13 protein-coding genes, 1 pseudogene and 1 riboswitch are annotated in these 19222 nt (G+C 56.6%); of the genes and pseudogenes, 12 read left to right on the top strand and 2 right to left on the bottom strand.

Translation table 11 applies throughout. The annotated features are described in order from the left end of the window. Nucleotides 1-56: 56 nt before the first annotated feature. Together cooS and cysK are read right to left on the bottom strand one after the other, a co-directional pair. Nucleotides 57-1991 carry an anaerobic carbon-monoxide dehydrogenase catalytic subunit gene (gene cooS, locus MOTHE_RS09725; RefSeq protein WP_162490079.1) on the bottom strand — a complete coding sequence of 645 codons (1935 nt, stop codon included), beginning with the start codon at nt 1989-1991 and terminating at the stop codon, nt 57-59. An 83-nt stretch (nt 1992-2074) separates the two neighbouring features. Then, the gene (gene cysK, locus MOTHE_RS09720; RefSeq protein ID WP_053094993.1) at nt 2075-3001 is read right to left on the bottom strand and encodes a cysteine synthase A; all 927 of its coding nucleotides are present in this window, start codon (nt 2999-3001) and stop codon (nt 2075-2077) included. Nucleotides 3002-3320: 319 nt separating this feature from the next. On the opposite strand from cysK, the gene MOTHE_RS09715 reads away from it, so the two are divergent. The 12 genes and pseudogenes from MOTHE_RS09715 to xdhA all read left to right on the top strand — a co-directional run bounded on the left by MOTHE_RS09715 (nt 3321) and on the right by xdhA (nt 19206). Beyond that, complete coding sequence (locus MOTHE_RS09715) at nt 3321-4130, top strand: HesA/MoeB/ThiF family protein (RefSeq protein WP_011393468.1); 810 nt, start codon at nt 3321-3323, stop codon at nt 4128-4130. Nucleotides 4131-4138: 8 nt separating this feature from the next. Beyond that, nucleotides 4139-5038, top strand: coding sequence for a 4Fe-4S binding protein (locus MOTHE_RS09710; RefSeq protein ID WP_011393467.1), 900 nt, complete (start codon nt 4139-4141; stop codon nt 5036-5038). Continuing rightward, nucleotides 5025-5273 (top strand): sulfurtransferase TusA family protein, encoded by a 249-nt coding sequence (locus MOTHE_RS09705; protein WP_011393466.1) that lies wholly within the window; start codon nt 5025-5027, stop codon nt 5271-5273. The genes MOTHE_RS09710 and MOTHE_RS09705 overlap by 14 nt, the downstream gene beginning before the upstream one ends. After that, nucleotides 5270-5470 (top strand): sulfur carrier protein ThiS, encoded by a 201-nt coding sequence (gene thiS / locus MOTHE_RS09700; protein ID WP_025773221.1) that lies wholly within the window; start codon nt 5270-5272, stop codon nt 5468-5470. The genes MOTHE_RS09705 and thiS overlap by 4 nt, the downstream gene beginning before the upstream one ends. A gap of 401 nt (nt 5471-5871) precedes the next feature. Continuing rightward, nucleotides 5872-7923: a hydantoinase/oxoprolinase family protein gene (locus MOTHE_RS09690; protein ID WP_011393465.1), complete on the top strand. Its 2052-nt coding sequence runs from the start codon at nt 5872-5874 to the stop codon at nt 7921-7923. Between the two features lie 9 nt (nt 7924-7932). Next, complete coding sequence (locus MOTHE_RS09685) at nt 7933-9702, top strand: hydantoinase B/oxoprolinase family protein (protein WP_011393464.1); 1770 nt, start codon at nt 7933-7935, stop codon at nt 9700-9702. A gap of 257 nt (nt 9703-9959) precedes the next feature. Further along, nucleotides 9960-11690: a sensor histidine kinase gene (locus MOTHE_RS09680; RefSeq protein WP_053094990.1), complete on the top strand. Its 1731-nt coding sequence runs from the start codon at nt 9960-9962 to the stop codon at nt 11688-11690. After that, complete coding sequence (locus MOTHE_RS09675; RefSeq protein ID WP_053094988.1) at nt 11665-12432, top strand: LytR/AlgR family response regulator transcription factor; 768 nt, start codon at nt 11665-11667, stop codon at nt 12430-12432. Before MOTHE_RS09680 ends, MOTHE_RS09675 begins: the two co-directional genes overlap by 26 nt. A 232-nt stretch (nt 12433-12664) precedes the next feature. Then, a pseudogene (locus MOTHE_RS14305) lies at nt 12665-14485 on the top strand (carbon starvation CstA family protein). A gap of 146 nt (nt 14486-14631) precedes the next feature. Further along, nucleotides 14632-15822, top strand: coding sequence for a M20 family metallopeptidase (locus MOTHE_RS09665; protein WP_011393460.1), 1191 nt, complete (start codon nt 14632-14634; stop codon nt 15820-15822). Nucleotides 15823-16251: 429 nt separating this feature from the next. Further along, nucleotides 16252-16352: riboswitch (purine riboswitch) on the top strand. A gap of 51 nt (nt 16353-16403) precedes the next feature. Further along, on the top strand, nt 16404-16889 hold the full coding sequence (locus MOTHE_RS09655; protein ID WP_053095261.1) for a (2Fe-2S)-binding protein: 486 nt from the start codon (nt 16404-16406) through the stop codon (nt 16887-16889). Between the two features lie 25 nt (nt 16890-16914). Further along, entirely contained in the window at nt 16915-19206 is a 2292-nt protein-coding gene (gene xdhA, locus MOTHE_RS09650) for a xanthine dehydrogenase molybdenum-binding subunit XdhA (protein WP_053094984.1), read from the top strand. Nucleotides 19207-19222 lie beyond the last annotated feature (16 nt).

Here is a 19222-nt window from a genome sequence, read left to right as displayed (position 1 = left end):
GATGCTGTAAAAGAACAATTCGATCAGAGCTTTCGACGGCCTAAAAGAAGGGGCGGCTACTTCCACCCCAGCGCCAGCCTCTGGCGCCTGATTAGCATGCGGATGGTCTGGGCCGCCAGCTTGGGATAGGGTTCGGTATAGATCCGTGCTCCTACTTTTTCATATAAGCCGTCGCCGGCAAAAAAGTCAGCTACCGGGTTGCTACCCCGGTCGTATTCGTCGGGGGCAGCCCCTGCCACGGGCCGGGGCAGGGGAACGGGGATGGGACCGGGGAAACCGATGACATTGGATATACCGTGGGCCAGAAAGGTTACCCCTTGTCCCACCGTCTTTTCATTGCCGGGTTCCGGCCCGACAAAGACAAAGGGCATTTTTGGCATGGCTACGCCAGCCTCCTCGGCCAGGTCGATAAAAAGCCGGAGGGTTCTGGTATTGTCCACACAGCCCCCCACCGCCAGGACCGGCGGGATGCCCCTGGACCGGCAAACCTCCTGGAGGCCGGGACCGGCCTGGCTGGCTGCTGCGGGTGAGCACAGGCCGGCGTTCAGGAGGGCGTGGGAGCAGCAGCCGGTAGTGGTAACCAGGATGTCGCTTTCGATAAGCCTCCGAACGATGGTAACATGGTTGAATTCATACGGTACCTTCGGCGTATTGCAACCCACCACCGTAGCGATGCCTTTAATTTTTCCTTCCCGTAAAAGCTCTAGCAGGCCTTTAAGGCCCCCGAAGGTGTCAACTATCGCCTCGTAACTCCAGCCGACCATGGCTTCTGTGGTTTCCCGGGGAATATGCATTTTACTGCGGTCACGGTGGGCGAAGGCTTCTACCGCCAGGCGCGCCACCTTGAGGGCGTCTTCGTCCAGCCCTTCGGGATTTTCCGGGTCGAAGGGAATGTGGATGGCCCCGGGGATACGGTTGGAGTTGCAGGTGGTGATTACCTGGGTGCCAAAGCAATCGGCAACTATCTTCATACCGGGAATGACGCACTGCATATCTACTACTACAGTGTCAACGGCCCCGGTTCCCAGGGCTAGCTCCTGGCCCATGATGTTGGTCACCGTAGGAACACCGTAACGGGCCAGTAATTCTTCACCGGTACAGCACATGCCACCGACGACTATACCCTTGGCCCCTGCCTTTCTGGCCAACTCCTGGATTTCGGGGGTGCGGATTTTCTCCAGGATTTTTTCCACCATGACCGGGGAATGACCGTGGATAAGGATGTTAACGTGATCTTCCTTGAGGATGCCGTAATTTACCGTGGCTACCTTCGGCCGGGGTATGCCGAAAAGCATCTCTGTAGCCAGGGAACTACCGAACAGAGTACTGTAGCAATAGGCCAGGGCCGCCCGGAGCTCTTGCTCTGTCAGGGAAGTCCAGTCACTGGTTCCGCCCAGGGTTGTCATATGCAAGGTTTCCATAATTTCATAGGCTCCGGAGCGGGGCAGCACCCCGAGGGTTTGCCAGGTTTCTATCCTTTCCCGGGGCGCGTAGGCCGTCAAGATGCGGATGGGGGTCATGGTCAGACGGCCCAGGTCCTCCAGGAGTACCTCCGCCACTTCCCGGGCTATTTCCTTTATCGTTCGCCCGTCGGTTGTAAGCCCGAGGCGGTTGGCCACATCCAGCACCCGTTCCTCTCCCTTCAGAGGCAAGTTAGCCTTCCCTTCGGCGGCCGCCATTATCGTAAGGATTACTTCATGGGCGTGGCGGCCATGGGCGGCCAGGCCGGCCACAAGGGAGCGTACCAGGTTGGCCATGATGACGGTGCTCAGATCCCGGCCGCAAATTCCCCTCTGCCGCTTATTATCCAGGCGGCAGGGACCCCACTGGCACATGCGGCAGCAGAGACCCCGCAGGCCGTAACCACACATGGGTTGCTGGGCTTCGTACCTATCCAACCAGGTTTCAACGCCTTCTTGATGCAGGTACTCAAGGAGGTCTTTACTGGCCGGGTTGGGAGTTAATCGGAGCACATCTTCACGTCCAGGCATTTCGGCGTTCAGTATGGGATAGGAGTATTTCATCAGTGATTGGCTTCCTCCATAAATAGCTTTTAATATTTTTATGTTGACCTTTAAATCTCCTGGAAAAGCGAGGTAGACAGGTAGCGTTCACCGGTGTCGGGTAGCACTGCCAGGATACGCTTGCCGGCGTTTTCCGGGCGGGCGGCCAGGCGCAGGGCTGCCCAGCAGGCGGCCCCGGAAGATATGCCGACCATAATACCCTCTTCCCTGGCCAGCCGTCGAGCAGTATCAATGGCTTCCTCGTCCGTAACCTGGATAATCTCGTCGATAACGTCGATATTGAGAATTTCCGGAACAAACCCCGCGCCTATACCCTGGATTTTATGGGGTCCGGCCATACCGCCGGAAAGGACAGGGGATGAAGCCGGTTCGACAGCTACTACCTGCAGTCCGGGTATCCGTTCTTTTAAAACTTCGCCGGTGCCGGTGATGGTCCCGCCGGTACTGACACCACAGACCAGGATATCCAGCTGCCCGTCGGTAGCGTCATAGATCTCAGCAGCGGTAGTATGGCGATGGGCGGCCGGGTTGGCGGGATTTTCAAACTGCTGGGGGATGAAGGCCCGGGGATAGGTGGCAGCCAGCTCTTCGGCCCGGCGGATGGCCCCCTTCATCCCCTCGGCCCCCGGCGTGAGGACCAGCTCGGCACCGAAGCCCTTGAGAAGCTGACGCCGTTCCTGGCTCATGGTTTCCGGCATGGTTAGGATCAATTTGTATCCCCGTGCCGCGGCCACCATGGCCAGGCCGATGCCGGTATTGCCACTGGTCGGTTCAATAATAACGGTGTCTTTGTCCAGGAGCCCCCGCTCTTCGGCGTCTTCAATCATGGCTAAGGCGATACGATCTTTGATACTTCCGCCGGGGTTAAAAAGTTCCAGCTTGACCAGAACTTCTGCTTCGCTTGGATTCATACGGTGGAGCTTGACGATCGGGGTACCACCGATAAGCTGGGTGATGTTCTGGTAAATACGACCCACCAGTATCCTCTCCTTTACAAGCAACTCAATAGTACAATATTCCTGTCAAGTTACTTGAAATTGTTTTTAAAGTAATTCTATCGATTTACTATACACTGGTCAATACCTGGCTAAAAAATATTTTATCGGAGCTTGATTGTCATATGGTCAGAGTGTAAATAGACTGGGGAAAATGTTAATATATGAAGAGAAACATTTGATATAAAATTTTCCCTGTCCATTGACAGGATATTGTTAAAAATATTTTCTTGACCTTGGCGTTAGATCTTGATATAATCAATGCAACCCGATAAGTTTACTCAAGATTGGGGGCGGGGGCATGGCCTTATCAAATGAAGAGATAGAGCGCTACAGCCGGCAAATTATCCTCAAGAACATCGGCGGCCGGGGTCAGGAAAGGCTCAAACAGGGAAAAGTCCTGATTGTCGGCGCCGGGGGCCTTGGCTCGCCGGTAGCCTACTACCTGGCGGCGGCCGGGGTCGGTACCCTGGGGATAATCGACAGCGATAACGTCGACCTGTCCAACCTGCAGCGCCAGATTCTCCACACCACCGGTCGTCTCGGGCAGCCCAAGGCGGAATCCGCCCGGGAAACCCTCCTGGCCTTAAATCCAGCGCTGACCATAAACACCTACCCGCTGAGGCTGGGTAAAGAGAATATCCTGGATATTATCCGCGATTATGACGTTATTGTTGATGGCGTCGATAACTTTCCTACCCGTTATCTGCTCAATGACGCCTGTGTCATGACGGGTAAAACCCTGGTCGAGGCGGGCGTTCTGCAGTGGGACGGGCTGGTCATGACCATCAAGCCCGGCCAGGGACCCTGCTACCGTTGCATCTTTCCCGACCCGCCTCCGCCCGGAGCCGTACCGAGCTGTCAGGAAGCCGGGGTGGTCGGCCCGGTACCAGGCGTTATCGGCTGTATCCAGGCCACGGAAGTCCTGAAGATATTGCTGGCAACGGGGGAAACCCTTACCGGCAGGCTATTGATTTATAATGCCCTGGAGATGCGCTTCCGCGAGATCAAGGCCGAACGCAATCCCGACTGTCCTGTCTGCGGCGATAACCCCAGCATCCGGGAACTGGAAGAGTATACTTTTGTTTGCGAAACTCAATGCGGCAGGTGAAGCCTGCTATGACCAACGATTATAAGGATATTGATTTTAATCAACTAAAAAAGGGCGGCTTTATCAGACAGCAGGGTCCCGACCTTTTTATCATGCGGCTACGGAGTATCGGCGGCCATTTGACCAGCCGGGATCTGGAGAATATCGCCCGGCTGGCCAGGAAATACGGCCGGGGCGAGGTGCACCTGACCACCCGTCAGGGTGTAGAAATTCCCGGCGTCAGGCTGGCGGATTACCAGGCGTTGATCGCCGAAATCCAGACCCTGCAACTGTTGCCGGGTGCCTGCGGCCCGCGGATACGATCTATCGTCGGTTGCCCGGGGAAGGAAGTCTGTCCCAACGGTGTGGTAGACACCCGGGAGATGGCCCGGCAAGTGGATCAGGCCTTTTTCGGCCGCGATGTACCGGTTAAGTTTAAGATTGCCATCGCCGGCTGCCATAACGCCTGCACCAAACCGCGGGAAAACGATATCGGCCTGCAGGGTGTCGTTTACCCCCAGCTGGCGGCCGACCGCTGCAGTTTGTGCGGCCTTTGCCAGTCCATATGCCCCGGGGGCGCTATTAAGATTATTGCCGACAGGGTAACCATTGATCGGCAGAAATGCTGTGGTGATGGGGCCTGCGTAGCCTCCTGCCCAACGGGCGCCTGGACAGCGGGTGCCAGGGGCTTCGTCCTTTATGCCGGAGGTAAAATGGGACGCCGGCCTCGGCTGGGGGACAGGCTGTTTGATTTCATCCCGGAGGACGAGGTAATCCCTCGCATCAACTCTATCTTACAGGTTTTTATCAAATACCGGCAAGGAAACGAGCGCCTTGCAGACACAATTGAACGCCTTGGTAGTGGTGGATTCCGGGAGTTAATTCCCCCTCAATTCAGGGAGGAGGTCGCTGCAGGTGGCAGAGATTAGAGCAACGAAGCGCCTGGATATTACCGGGGATTGTTGCCCCATAACCTTTGTCAAAACTAAACTGGCCCTGGAAGAGATGCAGCCCGGAGAAATCCTGGAGGTCTTGCTCAAGGATGGAGAACCCCTGGCCAATGTACCCCGGAGTTTAAAGTCCGAGGGCCACAAGATTCTCCAGGTCAAGAAAATGGGCCCCGATACTTATTTATTAATTGTTGAAAGGGGTAAGGCAGAATGAAGATTATTTTCAACCGCCAGGAAAAAGAGGTTGCAGACGGCATTAGTGTAAATGAGCTGGTGCAGCAGCTTAATTTTAATCCTGTAACCGTAGCCGTTGAACTGAATGGGCAGCTCCTTTTGCATGAGGAGTATAGCCGGAAACTGCAACCTGGCGACAGAGTCGAGCTGGTGTTAAACATGGGCGGCGGTGCCTGATAAAAGCCGGTCACTGCCGGCAGGGCTGTTTAGTTTAAGCCCGGTGGGGGAACCCTTTGTTAATACAAGAGAAAAAGAGCGCAGCCGACCTTACAGATAGAGGCCCTTTCCCATTAAGGGACAGGGGCCGGAAAAAATATTTTTTACTCCTCCCGGCTTTGCCAAATGGGGTTTTTATTTAAAAATAAATTTCATAATTTTTTAATAATAACTTTCGGAGGCTCTCCGCGCGGGAGCCAGGTAAAAAGTGCACCGAGGAATAATGCCCCTGCGGTTCGGAAGCAGACATATTCGGCCGGGTAAGCAGGAAAAGGCAATAATTTTGTAGAAACCCATAGAAGTTAGGAAGGATAATAGTAAAACCTGTAACTAGCAGGGTCCAGAAAGGAAGGGAAATCGGCATGCGTGTCGCTACCGACATTGGCGGTACCTTTACCGACCTGGTCTATCTGGATGAGGATACCGGCCGGGTAGGGGTAGCCAAAACAGATACCACCCCGCCGGAGTTTGAGCAGGGGGTAATCAACGCCATCAAGAAAGCCGGCTTAACGGAGACGGGGATAAATTTTTTTGTCCACGGCACTACCGTTATAATCAACGCCCTGACGGAGCGTAAAGGGGCCAAGACCGGCCTCATTACCACCAGGGGATTCCGCGACGTCCTCGAATTGGGGCGGTCCAACCGGGCGGATATTTACAATGTGTACTATAAAAAGCCCGTTCCCTTTGTGCCCCGTTACCTGCGGCTGGAGGTAGAAGAACGCATCAACTACAAGGGCGAGGTCCTCGTCCCCTTAAAGGAAGATGACGTGCGGCGCTGTATCGCCCAGTTTAAAAAAGAAGGCGTGGAAGCCATTGGCATTTGTTTCCTTCACTCTTACGCCAACCCCGAGCATGAGCGCCGGTGCGCGGAGATTATCCGCCGCGAGTGGCCGGAAGTAGATATCACCGTTTCCCACGAGATCAGCAAAGAATGGCGCGAGTACGAGCGGACCAGCACCGCCGTCCTTAACAGTTATGTACAACCTGTAGCCGCCAGGTATATCGACTCCCTGGACCGGGAATTAAATAAACTCCAGGTCAGTAACAGGCGCTACATCATGCAGTCCAACGGTGGCACCACTTCCTTTGCCCGGGCGAAGGAAGCGCCCATCAACATGGTCGAATCCGGGCCGGTGGCCGGCGTCTTCGGCGCGGCCACCCTGGGAAAGCTGATCGGAGAAAAGAATATCATCGCCCTGGATATCGGCGGGACCACCGCCAAGTGCTCGCTGATCGAGAACGGCGAGATGAAGGTGACTACCGACTACAAGATCGAGTGGTCGCGGGAGTCCGCCGGGTATCCCATTAAAATCCCTGTGGTAGATATTATTGAAATCGGCGCCGGCGGCGGGAGCATCGCCTGGATTGATGACGCCGGATCCTTGCACGTCGGCCCCCGAAGCGCCGGCGCCCTGCCCGGGCCGGTAGCCTACGGCCGCGGCGGCACCGAACCAACGGTGACCGACGCCAACCTGATTGCCGGCCGGATCAACCCGGAGTACTTCCTGGGGGGAGAGATTAAAGTCGATCTGGCAGGGGCCAGGGAGGCCATGGCCAGGATTGCCGCCCCTTTCAACCTGACTGTCGAGGACGCCGCCCTGGGGGTCATCCGCCTGGCCAACGCCAACATGATCAATGCCTTGAAACTCATCTCCGTCCGGCGGGGTTATGACCCCCGCGACTTTACCCTGGTGGCTTTTGGCGGCGGCGGTTCCATGCACGCCGCGGCCCTGGCCCGGGAGTTAAAGATCAAGAGGGTTTTAATTCCCGTAGCCACGTCCGTCTTCTCCGCCTGGGGCATGCTGATGACCGATCTGCGGTACGATTTGATCCAGACGACCATCCGCCGGACCAATAGCATCACCCCGGTGGAATTGCAGGCCATCTGGGATTCCCTGGAGAAGGAGGCGGTCCGGTACTTCCAGCAGGAAAACTTGGGGACTACCGATCTGGTCTTCTCCCGTTTTGCCGATATGCGCTACCTGGGCCAGGAACATACAGTTAAAGTGCCCGTACCCGGCGGCAGGCTCGATGCCGCGGCCATCAAAGAGATCGAAGAGCGCTTCCATGCCCTCCACGAACAACACTACACCTTCCGGCTGGAGGATTCCCAGATTGAATTTGTGAATTTCCACCTGACCACCTTCGGCAGGGTGAAGAAGCCGGAACTGGCCCGGCTGCAAACCGGCTCCGCCGACGCTACCAGGGCCCTAAAGGGACATCGCCCGGTCCACTTCGATGCGGAAGGCTGGCAGGAGAGCGCTATTTATGAACGGAGCCTCTTAGGTGCCGGGGCGACCATCACCGGCCCGGCGGTAGTTGAAGAACCGGCCTCATCCACCCTCCTTTTCCCGGGCCAAAAGCTGACTGTCGATCCTTACGGCAACCTGATTATTGAAACGGGGGTGTAACCTGTAACTATGGAAGAGAAGAAACGCGCCGGCGCCCTGCGGGATGTTGATCCCTTTACCGTGGAAATTATCAAGGATTCCCTGATAGCCATTGGCGATGAGATGTTCGTGGCCCTCCAGCGCACCAGCAAGAGCACCATTATCTACGAGGTCCTCGACTATGCCTGCGGCCTCACCGACAACCAGGCCCGGTTAATTACCCAGGGCAACGGGGTGACCGGTTTTCTGGGTACCCTGGATTTTTCCGTCAAGGACGCCATCAATAAATTTGCTGCCCGGGGCCTCTTGAACCCCGGGGATGTCATTATCACCAACGATCCTTACGGCGGCGGCGGTACCCACCTCTCCGACGTCTGCCTGGTCATGCCCATCTTCTATGATGGCGAGATCGTTGCCTATTCGGCCAACAAGGCCCACTGGACCGAAGTGGGCGGTAAGGATCCGGGCAGCTGGACAACCGACTCCACCGAGGTTTACCAGGAGGGGCTGCAGTTTCCCTGCATTAAAATATTCGAAGGCGGCAAGCCAATCCAGAGTCTGGTGGATCTCATCGCCGCCAACGTGCGCATGCCGGATATGACCCTGGGGGACCTCTGGGCCGGGGTCGCCGCCCTGCGGGTGGGCGAGAGACGGTTCGTGGAGCTCTGCGATAAATACGGCAAGGACCTGGTCCTGGCCAGCATCGAGCAGCTCCTGGACAACGGGGAGCGGCTGGTACGCCTGGAATTAGCCAAATTGCCCAAGGGCGTGTACGAGGCTGAAGACTACATCGATGATGACGGCCTGGGTAACGGCCCCTTCCGGGTCTGCGTCAAAGTGACCATTACTGACGACGAGTTCATCTGTGACTTCCGGGGCACCCATCCCCAGGTGCCCGGGCCGGTGAATTGTAGCTATACCGGCCTGGTGGCCGGGGCGCGGTGCATCTTTAAGGCCATTACCAACCCGGCCATACCTGCCAATGAGGGGACCTTCCGGCCCCTGAAGATCATTACCGAGCCCCGGACCATTTTTACGGCCGAGCGGCCTGCCGCCGTCTCCACCTACTGGGAGACTATGCTCTACGTCACCGATCTCATCTGGAAGGCCTTGGCGCCGGCGATACCGGAGCGCTTAACTGCTGGGCACTTCCTCAGCGTCTGCGCCGATGTCCTGGCCAATATCCACCCCGACACCGGCGAACTGGCCCTCCTGGTGGAACCAACGGCCGGGGGATGGGGCGCCGGCAAGTATAAAGACGGCGAGAACGGCATGGTCTGCATCGGCGACGGTGAAACTTATATTATTCCGGTGGAGGTCGCCGAAACACGTTACGGTTTTCTGGTCGACCAGTACGCTTTAAATACCGCCGGTGGCGGTGCCGGCGAGAAGCGTGGCGGCACAGGGGTCATCCGCGACTATCGCATCCTGGCTGATGAGGCCTACTTCACCGCCACCTTCGGCCGGCACAAGTTCCTGCCCTGGGGTATGGACGGTGGCAAACCGGGCACGCGGAACGAAGTGCGGGTTATTTCAGCCCACGGTGAACCGGAACGGGTCTTTGGCAAGTGCGCCCGCCTGCGCCTGCGCCGGAACGATGTAGTCCGCCTGATTACCGGCTGCGGTGGAGGATATGGCAACCCTTATCGCCGGCCGGTGGAGAAGGTCCAGGAGGATGTCCGCAACGGGTATATCACCCTGACCCAGGCCTGGGAAGATTACGGTGTGCGCTTGAACCCCGAAACCCTGGCGGTCGAGGAACTGGCGCCCCAGCGGCAAGATAATAGAGCAAAGGATTAGAGTAAAGGCCCGGTGCCGGTTTTTCCGGTCGCCGGGCTTTCTGGTTTTGCTTCGTTCACCGCCGCAAAGCTCTCGGCTTCGCGTAAGTATCTGACGCCTCGATCCAAGTCGCCCTCCGCTTGTACCCTCAAACTCCTTGCCTCAGCGTATATTTTTTGGGGTTCATGGAAGGGGGCGTTAGGGCTACTCCGGGCTGTTACTGACTAACCATGGCCATTTTGATATAATATAAAATGTAATAGAAAGGGGGCGAGTCTATGGACTGGTCAATGGGCCTGCATCTTGCGGAAAGATTGAGTATGGTTGCCACAGCGGCTTTTATCCTATCTCGTACCCCGGCCCTGGGACGCATCTTATCCCGGCAGCTTACCAATCGGGACAGGCTATTGCTGGTCCTTGTCCTTGGCGGGATGGGGATAGTTGGAACCTATGCCGGTATCCCCATTCACGATGCCCTGGCCAACTCCCGGGTGGTGGGAGTGATGGTAGCTGGCCTGCTGGGCGGTCCCTTCGTAGGGGCGGGAGCCGGCCTGATCGCCGGCATCCATCGCTATTTAATGGGGGGCTTTACCGCCTTCGCCTGCGGCCTGGCGGCAGTAGCGGAGGGGACCCTCGGGGGACTGGTACAGCAGTGTTACCGTCGTTCACCGGTGCCCTGGCCTATGGCCTTCGCCGCGGGCCTGGTAGGGGAAACCATGCAGATGGTCATCATCCTCCTGACAGCCCGCCCCTTTACTGAGGCCTGGGCTCTGGTTCAGATTATCGGCCCCCCGATGATTATTGTCAATTCTATTGGCGTGGCCATTTTCATGTTTATTGTTAAAACTGCCGCCGAACAGCAGGACCACATCGCCGCCTGTCAGGCCCAGCGGGCTCTGGATATTGCCAACCAGACATTACCTTTCCTGCGCCATGGCTTGAACCGGGAGTCGGCCGAAGAGGCGGCAAGGATTATCTTTAATTCCATTAAAGTGGCCGCCGTAGCTATTACCGACAGGCAGGAAATTCTGGCCCATGTGGGAATGGGCAGTGACCACCATCACCCGGGTATGCCTATCATGACCAGCGCCACCCTCCAGGCCATAGCCACCGGAGAGTTGCAGCTGGCCCGGAGCCGGGGTGAAATCGGCTGCCGGGAGAAGGACTGTCGTTTGGCTTCGGCGGTGGTGGTGCCTCTCAAGAGGCGGGAAGCAACCATTGGCACGTTAAAGCTTTATCACGAGCGGGAGAATAGCATTACCACGGTGGACCTGGAACTGGCCCGGGGGCTGGCCCACCTGTTTTCTACCCAGCTGGAACTGGCAGAGGTGAAATACCAGGCTCAGCTACGTTCCCAGGCAGAACTAAAGGTCCTGCAGGCTCAGATACACCCCCACTTCCTCTTTAATGCCTTGAATACCATTAGTTCCCTGATCCGTACCAGACCCGAAAAAGCAAGGGAATTGCTGGCGAAACTGGCCAGTTTCTTCCGCTATAGTTTAAGAAGGGACGATAACCCCATTCCCCTGGCCGAAGAGCTGGCCCACGTAGATTCTTACCTGGCTATAAAGGAAGCGCGTTTTGGTAATAAGCTGGAGGTTATCCGCCAGGTGGACCCCGCCACCCTGGCTTTCCCTGTCCCTGCCTTCACCCTGCAACCGGTAGTGGAAAACGCCATCAAACATGGATTACAACCCAGAACTCAAGGGGGCAGGGTGATATTGAACGCCAGCGATCGGGGAGCGGATGTAGAGGTCAGGGTAACGGACGACGGGGTGGGTATTGCCCCGGAAGAAATGAATAAAATTTTTCTCCCTGGCTACGGTCGCGGCCACGGCCTGGGCCTGTCTATTGTTAACGAGCGTTTAAAGGCCCTTTACGGGCCGGAATACGCCGTCCGGGTGAAGAGTGTCCCCGGCCAGGGTACCGAGGTGGTCCTGCGTTTTCCTAAAAAAGTTGAGCACCGGGAGGTGAAGGAGGAAGATGACCTTTACCGCCGTTGTGGTTGATGACGAGCCCCTGGCTCGGGATGAACTAAAATACCTGCTGTCTGCCTACGAAGAATGCCAGGTCATCGGCGAAGCTGAAGACGGGGGGGAAGCCCTGCAACTGGTGGCCAGGCTGCATCCGGATGTAGTTTTCCTGGATATCGAGATGCGGGGCATGTCCGGTTATGATGCCGCCAGGAAGATGCTGGCTGAACCCAAACCGCCCCTGATTGTTTTTGCGACCGCCTACAACGAATACGCTGTCGGGGCCTTCGAACTGGGAGCGATAGATTATTTATTGAAACCCTTTGTGGACGAACGCCTGGCGAAAACCATTGAGCGGATTAAAAATCTCAAGGCGCGCCAGGAGGACTGGCAGGAGGCAGTGGCCCGGGTCGCCCGGTTGCTGGAAGATAATCAGCAGTCAGTAAAAAAATTGCCCGTTGAGAAGAACGGGGCTATCAAACTCCTGGATTACGGCGACATTTTTTATGGCCGCGCCCGGGGCGGCGGGGTGCAAGTTTTTACTACCGATGATTCCTATACCTTTAGCGGCACCATGGCGGAACTGGAAGAACGGTTAAACAGGGAAGGTTTTTTCAGGGTGCATAAGAGCTTTCTGGTTAACTTAAGAAAGGTGGAGGGGGTGTTACCCTGGTTCAAGGGCACCTACTGGCTGGTTATGGGTGACCGGAAACGGACCCAGATTCCGGTAAGCAAAGGTCAGGTGAAGGAGCTAAAGGTTCTGCTGGGTCTCAACTAATACTCAACTAATAACGACAGCTACAGGCGAGAATCTCGGGCAAGAGCCCGAATTTTCCTACAATCGTTGCCTTCATCAGCCCCTCCTCAAAGGGGCTCTTTTTATCGGTCCATATTTCTGTTTGACCCCCTTTTTGTTCTGTTCATTAAATTATTGTTACTTGCCTTTTAAGACAGTTTTATAATAAAAGCAAAATCGGCCGGTTTTAATCAAGCGAAGGAGAGACGGGTGAATGAATGCACTGGTACTGTTAATTATAGCGGTGCTGGTATTTGTCCTGGCCTACCGCTTTTACGGCGCCTTTATGGCCGCCAAGGTCCTGGCCCTGGACCCGGGGCACCAGACCCCGGCCCTGATCCATAACGACGGCCGGGACTATGTGCCGACCAACCGCTGGTTGGTTTTCGGCCATCACTTTGCAGCCATAGCCGGCGCCGGACCCCTCATCGGCCCGGTCCTGGCGGCCTAGTTCGGCTACCTGCCCGGGTTCCTGTGGATCCTCATCGGCGCCGTGGTCGCCGGCGCCGTCCATGATATGGTGATCCTCTTCGCTTCCGTGCGCCATGACGGCCAGTCGCTGGCGGAAATAGCGCGCAGCGAAGTGAGCAACTTTTCCTACTGGATGGCTTCAATCGCCCTTTTGTTTCTTTTAATTGTCGTCCTGGCCGGCGCCAGTGTCTCGGTAGTCAATGCCCTCTATCAGAGCCCCTGGGGGACTTTTACCGTAGGCGTGACTATCCCTATCGCCATTTTTATCGGTGCTTATCTGAAATGGCTGCGCCCCGGCCGTATCGGGGAGGCTACTGTTATCGGCGTAGCCCTGATTGTCGCCGGCGTCGTCCTAGGACCGGTCATCCAGCATTCGTCCCTGGCTCCCTTACTAACCTTTGATAAACAACAGCTCTCCCTGCTCATCGCCGCCTACGGTTTTCTGGCGGCGGTGCTGCCGGTATGGCTCCTGCTGGTACCCAGGGACTACCTGAGCACTTATATGAAAATCGGCACCATGTTATTGCTGGCCGTTGGCGTCATTGCCGTCAACCCCGTCCTGCAGATGCCTTCGGTGACTAAATTTGTGGCCGGCGGCGGCCCGGTCATTCCGGGCAAAGTTTGGCCCTTTATGTTTATCACCATCGCCTGCGGGGCCCTCTCCGGTTTCCACGCCATGGTCTCCAGCGGCACTACGCCGAAAATGATCACCAGTGAGGCTGACATCAAGGTTGTCGGTTACGGGGCCATGCTGGTGGAAGGCTTTGTGGCCCTCATGGCCCTGATCGCGGCTACCGTCCTGGCCCCGGCAGACTACTTTGCCATTAACAGCGCCCCGGAGGTCTTTGCCAAACTGGGTATGCATGTCCAGGACCTGCCCGTGCTTTCCCAGCTGGTGGGAGAAAACCTGGCCGGCAGGCCGGGCGGCGCTGTATCCCTGGCGGCGGGCATGGCCCACATTTTCTCCAGCATCGGCGGTTTAAGGCACCTGATGGGTTACTGGTACCATTTCGCCATTATGTTTGAAGCCCTGTTCATTCTGACGTTGATTGACGCCGGTACCCGGGTCGGGCGCTACCTGCTGCAGGAAATTGGTGGGGTAATCTACAAACCTTTGAAAGACACCAATTGGTGGCCGGGTATTATCCTCACCAGTGGTATCTTTACTCTAGCCTGGGGTTATCTCCTTTACGGAGGTACCATATCCACCATCTGGCCCCTTTTCGGGGTAAACAACCAGCTCCTGGGAAGCATGGCCCTGGCCATCGGCACCACCATGCTCATCAGGATGGGTAAGGTCCGCTACGCCTGGACGACCTTTATCCCTATGGTCTTTTTGACGGTAACTACTATAACCGCAGGTTATCAAAATATCTTTATAAACTATCTACCGGCCCATAATTACCTGCTGGCAGTAATTTCCATCATTATGCTTCTGATGGTCATCGCTATCATTATCGACTCTGTAAGGGTGTGGTTCCAGCTCCTCTCCGGGAGCAAAACGGAACTGGAAAAGGGCCGGGCTGCTTCATTAAACGAAACCGGTTCGGCCCACACTTATTAAAAGTTAAAGAGCGGCATTATGCCGGCCCGGGTTAACCAACCCGGGTTTTTTACTTGACCGGAAACCCCCTCCCTGGTATTATCGAGGTAAACTGAGATAATTAGTCAAGATTTGAGGTTGGCTAAGAGCCGGAGGTGGTTTTCGTAATGGTAAGCGCCGGCGATTTGCGTGCCGCCGCAGAGGCCCTCAAACCCCAGCTGGTGGCCTGGCGGCGGCGGCTGCACCAGTATCCGGAACTGAGCTTTGAGGAAAGGGAAACGTCGGCGATGGTGGCCGGGGTGTTACGCGAACTGGGGCTGCAGGTCAGGAGCGGCATCGGCGGTACCGGGGTGGTGGGTGTCCTGGCCGGGGCCGGGGAAGGCCCCGGCGTCGCCCTGCGGGCCGATATGGACGCCCTGCCCCTCCAAGAAGATACCGGCGAGGAGTTCGCCTCCCGCTATCCTGGCCGGATGCACGGTTGCGGCCACGATGCCCATATGACAATGGTCCTGGGGGCGGCGACCATTCTGGCCGAACGGCGCCAGGAACTCCCCGGGCCGGTAGTTTTCATCTTCCAACCCGGAGAAGAACTGCCCCCGGGCGGCGCCAGCCGGATGCTGGCAGCCGGCGTCCTGGACGACCCCCCGGTCAAGGCCGCCTTCGGCCTCCACGTCACCGCTTACCTGCCGGTGGGTACGGTAGGTGTTCGCAGCGGGGCCATCATGGCTTCGGCTGACAACTTTACGATTAAGATCAAGGGGCGTACCAGCCACGGAGCCTCACCCCACCTAGGGGCTGATGCCATCGTCGCCGCCGCCCAGGCCGTTCTGGCTTTACAAACCATTATTTCCCGGCACCTGGACCCGGTGCAACCGGCGGTCCTGACCGTGGGGACCATAAAAGGCGGGGAGAAGGAGAACATCGTTGCCGGTGAAGTAACCTTGACGGGTACCACCCGGGCCTTGAATAACGTTATGCGGCAGCAACTGGAAAAGGACATGCGCCAGGTCCTGGCCGGGGTGGCGGCCGCCAGCGGTACCGAGATTGACCTCGATTACCTGTGGGGTTACCCGCCTTTAGTCAACAATGCCGGCCTGACTGAACTTTTTCGCCGAGTTGCCGGGGAAATCCTGGGGCCGGATAAAGTCCTGGAGCTGGCCAACCCATCCATGGGGGCCGAGGATTTCGCCCGCTATGCGGAAAAAGTACCGGCAGTATACTTTAACCTGGGAGCGGCTATCCCCGGTGCGGAACCCCACCCCTGGCACCACCCGCGCTTTAACATTAACGAGGATTGCCTGCCCATCGGCGCCGGGTTGCTGGCGGCGCTGGCTGTTCGGACCCTGGAGGATTTTTAGCCGGCCAAAGCGGGTTGCTCCGGGTCAAAGAAGATGCCTACCAGGCAATGAAGCCATCTACTGCTTTAGGGATAGTGGATGGCTTTTTCTTTTAGTGCCGCTGTACCATGCACTTTAACTTTCCCCTTGGAATGGCGGACAAGGGTCGATTTCCATGGGACCCTGGCCTCGGGAAAGGCCAAGCGAGCGGCGGAACAGCCGGGGTTTATTACGGTAAAAGCGAAGGCCGATTTTCTAAAAGCTATAAGCAAAAATTTAGGGCGGGAATATTTCTGCCTTTTTATCGTTAGAGGCAGGATTTTAACCTTTTTTAGCGAATATCAAATTTAAGTATCATTTAATTGTAGAGCCTTGATGTTAACAGGAATTTTTCCCAGGGGGTGGAAGATTGCTGGCCATTACCCAGTTAGCAGGATTAAATCCAGTCGTGACGAATATTACTATTAGACTCGTATAACCCCGGCGATGGGGCCGGGGGTCTCTACCAGGTGACCGGAATCACCTCGGCTACGAGGGTGAGCGGCAGCTGGTTTCTTTATATCCATTTTTTGGAGTTCGAGATTACCAGGGGGGTAACGAAGATGCCCGGGTTTAAGCTTAAAGTCAATGGCCGGGAGTACCAGGTCGAGGCCCCGGCGGATATTACCCTGCTGGAGCTGCTGCGGGAGTATCTGGGCCTCACCGGTACCAAGGAGGGGTGTGGCAAGGGAGAGTGCGGCGCCTGCACCGTGCTCCTGGACGGCCAGGCGGTTAATTCCTGCCTGATTCCCGCCGCCAAGGCGGAGGGAGCCGAGGTCCTGACCATCGAGGGCCTGGCCTCGCCGGACGGTAAACTCCATCCCCTCCAGGAGGCCTTCATTACTGAGGGGGCTGTCCAGTGCGGCTTCTGCACCCCGGGGATGATCTTGAGCGCCAAGGCCCTCCTGGACAGCAACCCCCGCCCTGGCCGCGAGGAGATTAAGATGGCCCTTTCAGGCAATCTGTACCGCTGCACCGGCTATGCTAAAATTATCGCGGCCGTGGAAAAAGCAGCAGCCGTTATGGCAGCGGCGGGTAGAAAAAATTAGAACCTGATTTTATGGAGGGGGTAAAATGGCTTCTACAGCAGTGGGGAAGAGTGTCACCAGGGTTGATGCTGTGGCCAAAGTTACCGGGCAAGCAAAGTATACCGGGGATTTTATGTTCAGGGACATGCTGGTCGGTAAGGTCTTAAGAAGTCCCTATGCCCATGCCATCGTTAAAAACATTGATGTCAGCCAGGCCAGGGCTTTACCCGGCGTGGAAGGGGTCCTGACTTATAAGGATGTACCGCGGAATAAATTCCCCACTGCCGGGCATCCCTATTCCCTGGATCCGGCCCACGGCGATAAGGCCGACCGTACCATCCTGACCGATAAAGCCCGCTTCGTCGGTGACGCCATCGCGGCGGTAATAGCCAGGGATGAGCTGACGGCCGCCGAGGCCCTGAAGCTTATTAAGGTAGAGTACGAGGTGTTAGAACCCCTCCTCACCCCGGAGGCAGCCATGCGGGAGGGCGCGCCCCTGATTCATGAGGATTGCCCTGGCAACATCCTCAGTGCCAGTGGCTATGCCATCGGCGACGTCGACGAGGCTTTTAAAGAAGCCGACTATATCTTTGAGGATGAACTGGAAACTAACATTGTTCAGCATTGCCAGCTGGAAAATCATATATCCTGCGCTTATGTCGACAGCGACGGCCGCATAGTGATTATAACCTCCACCCAGATCCCCCATATTGTCAGGAGAATCGTCGGCCAGGCCTTGGGTATCCCTTGGGGCAGGATCCGGGTAATCAAGCCCTACGTCGGGGGCGGCTTTGGTAGCAAACAGGATGTCTGCACCGAACCCCTGGCCGCAGCCATGACCCTGGCCGTGGGGGGAAGGCCGGTAAAACTGGAACTTTCCCGGGAAGAATGCATGATTGCCACCCGCACCCGCCATGCCTTCAAGTTTAAGATCAAAACCGGGGTTTCCCGGGACGGCAGGTTAATCGGGATGCATATCAAGGCCATTTCCAATACCGGGGCCTATGCCTCCCACGGTCATTCCATCGCCATGGCCGGTGGTTCCAAATTCAGGATTCTTTATCCCATGAAGGCTTTGAAATATGAACCATTTACAGTTTACACCAACCTGCCGGTGGCGGGAGCCATGAGGGGTTATGGATCGCCCCAGATAACCTTTGCCGTGGAAAGCCATCTGGATAACATCGCCAGCAAACTCAATATCGATCCTATTGAGTTCCGTCTGAAAAACCTGGTTAAAGAGGGTTATGTCGATCCTTTAAATGGCAACGCGGTGCGGAGTTGCGGCATTCGCGAGTGCATTGCCCGGGGCAAAGAGTTGATCAAGTGGGACGAGAAAAAAGCGCGGTATAAAAACCAAACCGGCAGCAGACGCCGGGGCCTGGGCATGGCCTGCTTCAGCTACGGTTCCGGCACTTACCCGGTGGGGCTGGAAATAGGAGGGGCGCGGATCGTCCTGAACCAGGACGGTTCCGTCCAGCTACAGGTTGGAGCTACAGAAATAGGTCAGGGCAGCGATACCGTCTTTGCCCAGATGGTAGCCGAGGTCCTGGGTATTCCGGTGGATATGGTCCATGTCCTTTCCACCCAGGATACAGATATTTCCCCCTTTGATACCGGTGCCTATGCTTCCCGGCAGACCTATATCACCGGTATGGCGGTGGCCAGGGCGGCCGCGGAGGTCAAGGAGAAGATCCTGGATTTTGCCTGGGGGATGACCGATATCCCAGCCCATGCCCTGGATATTAAAGATGCCAATATCGTCTATAAACACTCGGGCGAAGTGGTCATGCCCCTGGCCGAGGTGGCCCTGCATACCTATTACGACACCGTTTTCGCCAAACCGATAACGAGCGATACCTCCAATAATGCCCGGGTCAACGCCTTTGTTTTTGGCGTTACCTTTGCCGAGGTGGAAGTAGACCTGAAAACCGGCCGGATCGAGGTCCTGGAGATATATAACGTCCACGATTCCGGCAGGATTATCAACCGCCAGCTGGCGGCAGCCCAGGTCCACGGCGGCGTGGGCATGGGCATAGGTTATGCCCTCTCCGAGCAATTGCTCTTTGACGAGAAGACCGGCCAACCACTGAATAACAATCTGCTGGATTACAAACTGCCTACGATTATGGATATTCCCGCAATCGGCGTAGATTTTGTGGAAACCTTTGAACCTACCAGCCCCTTTGGCTGCAAGGCTTTAGGCGAGCCGCCGATTATTCCTGTGGCCCCGGCCATTCGTAATGCCGTTTTCGACGCCACGGGCGTGGCTTTTGACAGGTTGCCCATGAATCCCCAACGGGTTTTCGAAAAGTTCAAGGAAGCCGGGTTAATATAGTAAGGTGGTGAGGGCT

Source organism: Moorella thermoacetica (genome assembly GCF_001267405.1).
GTDB classification, from domain to species: Bacteria; Bacillota; DSM-521; order Neomoorellales; family Neomoorellaceae; genus Neomoorella; species Neomoorella thermoacetica.
Note: the sequence above shows the minus strand (reverse complement) of the source record. Positions and strands in the feature narration are given on the sequence as shown.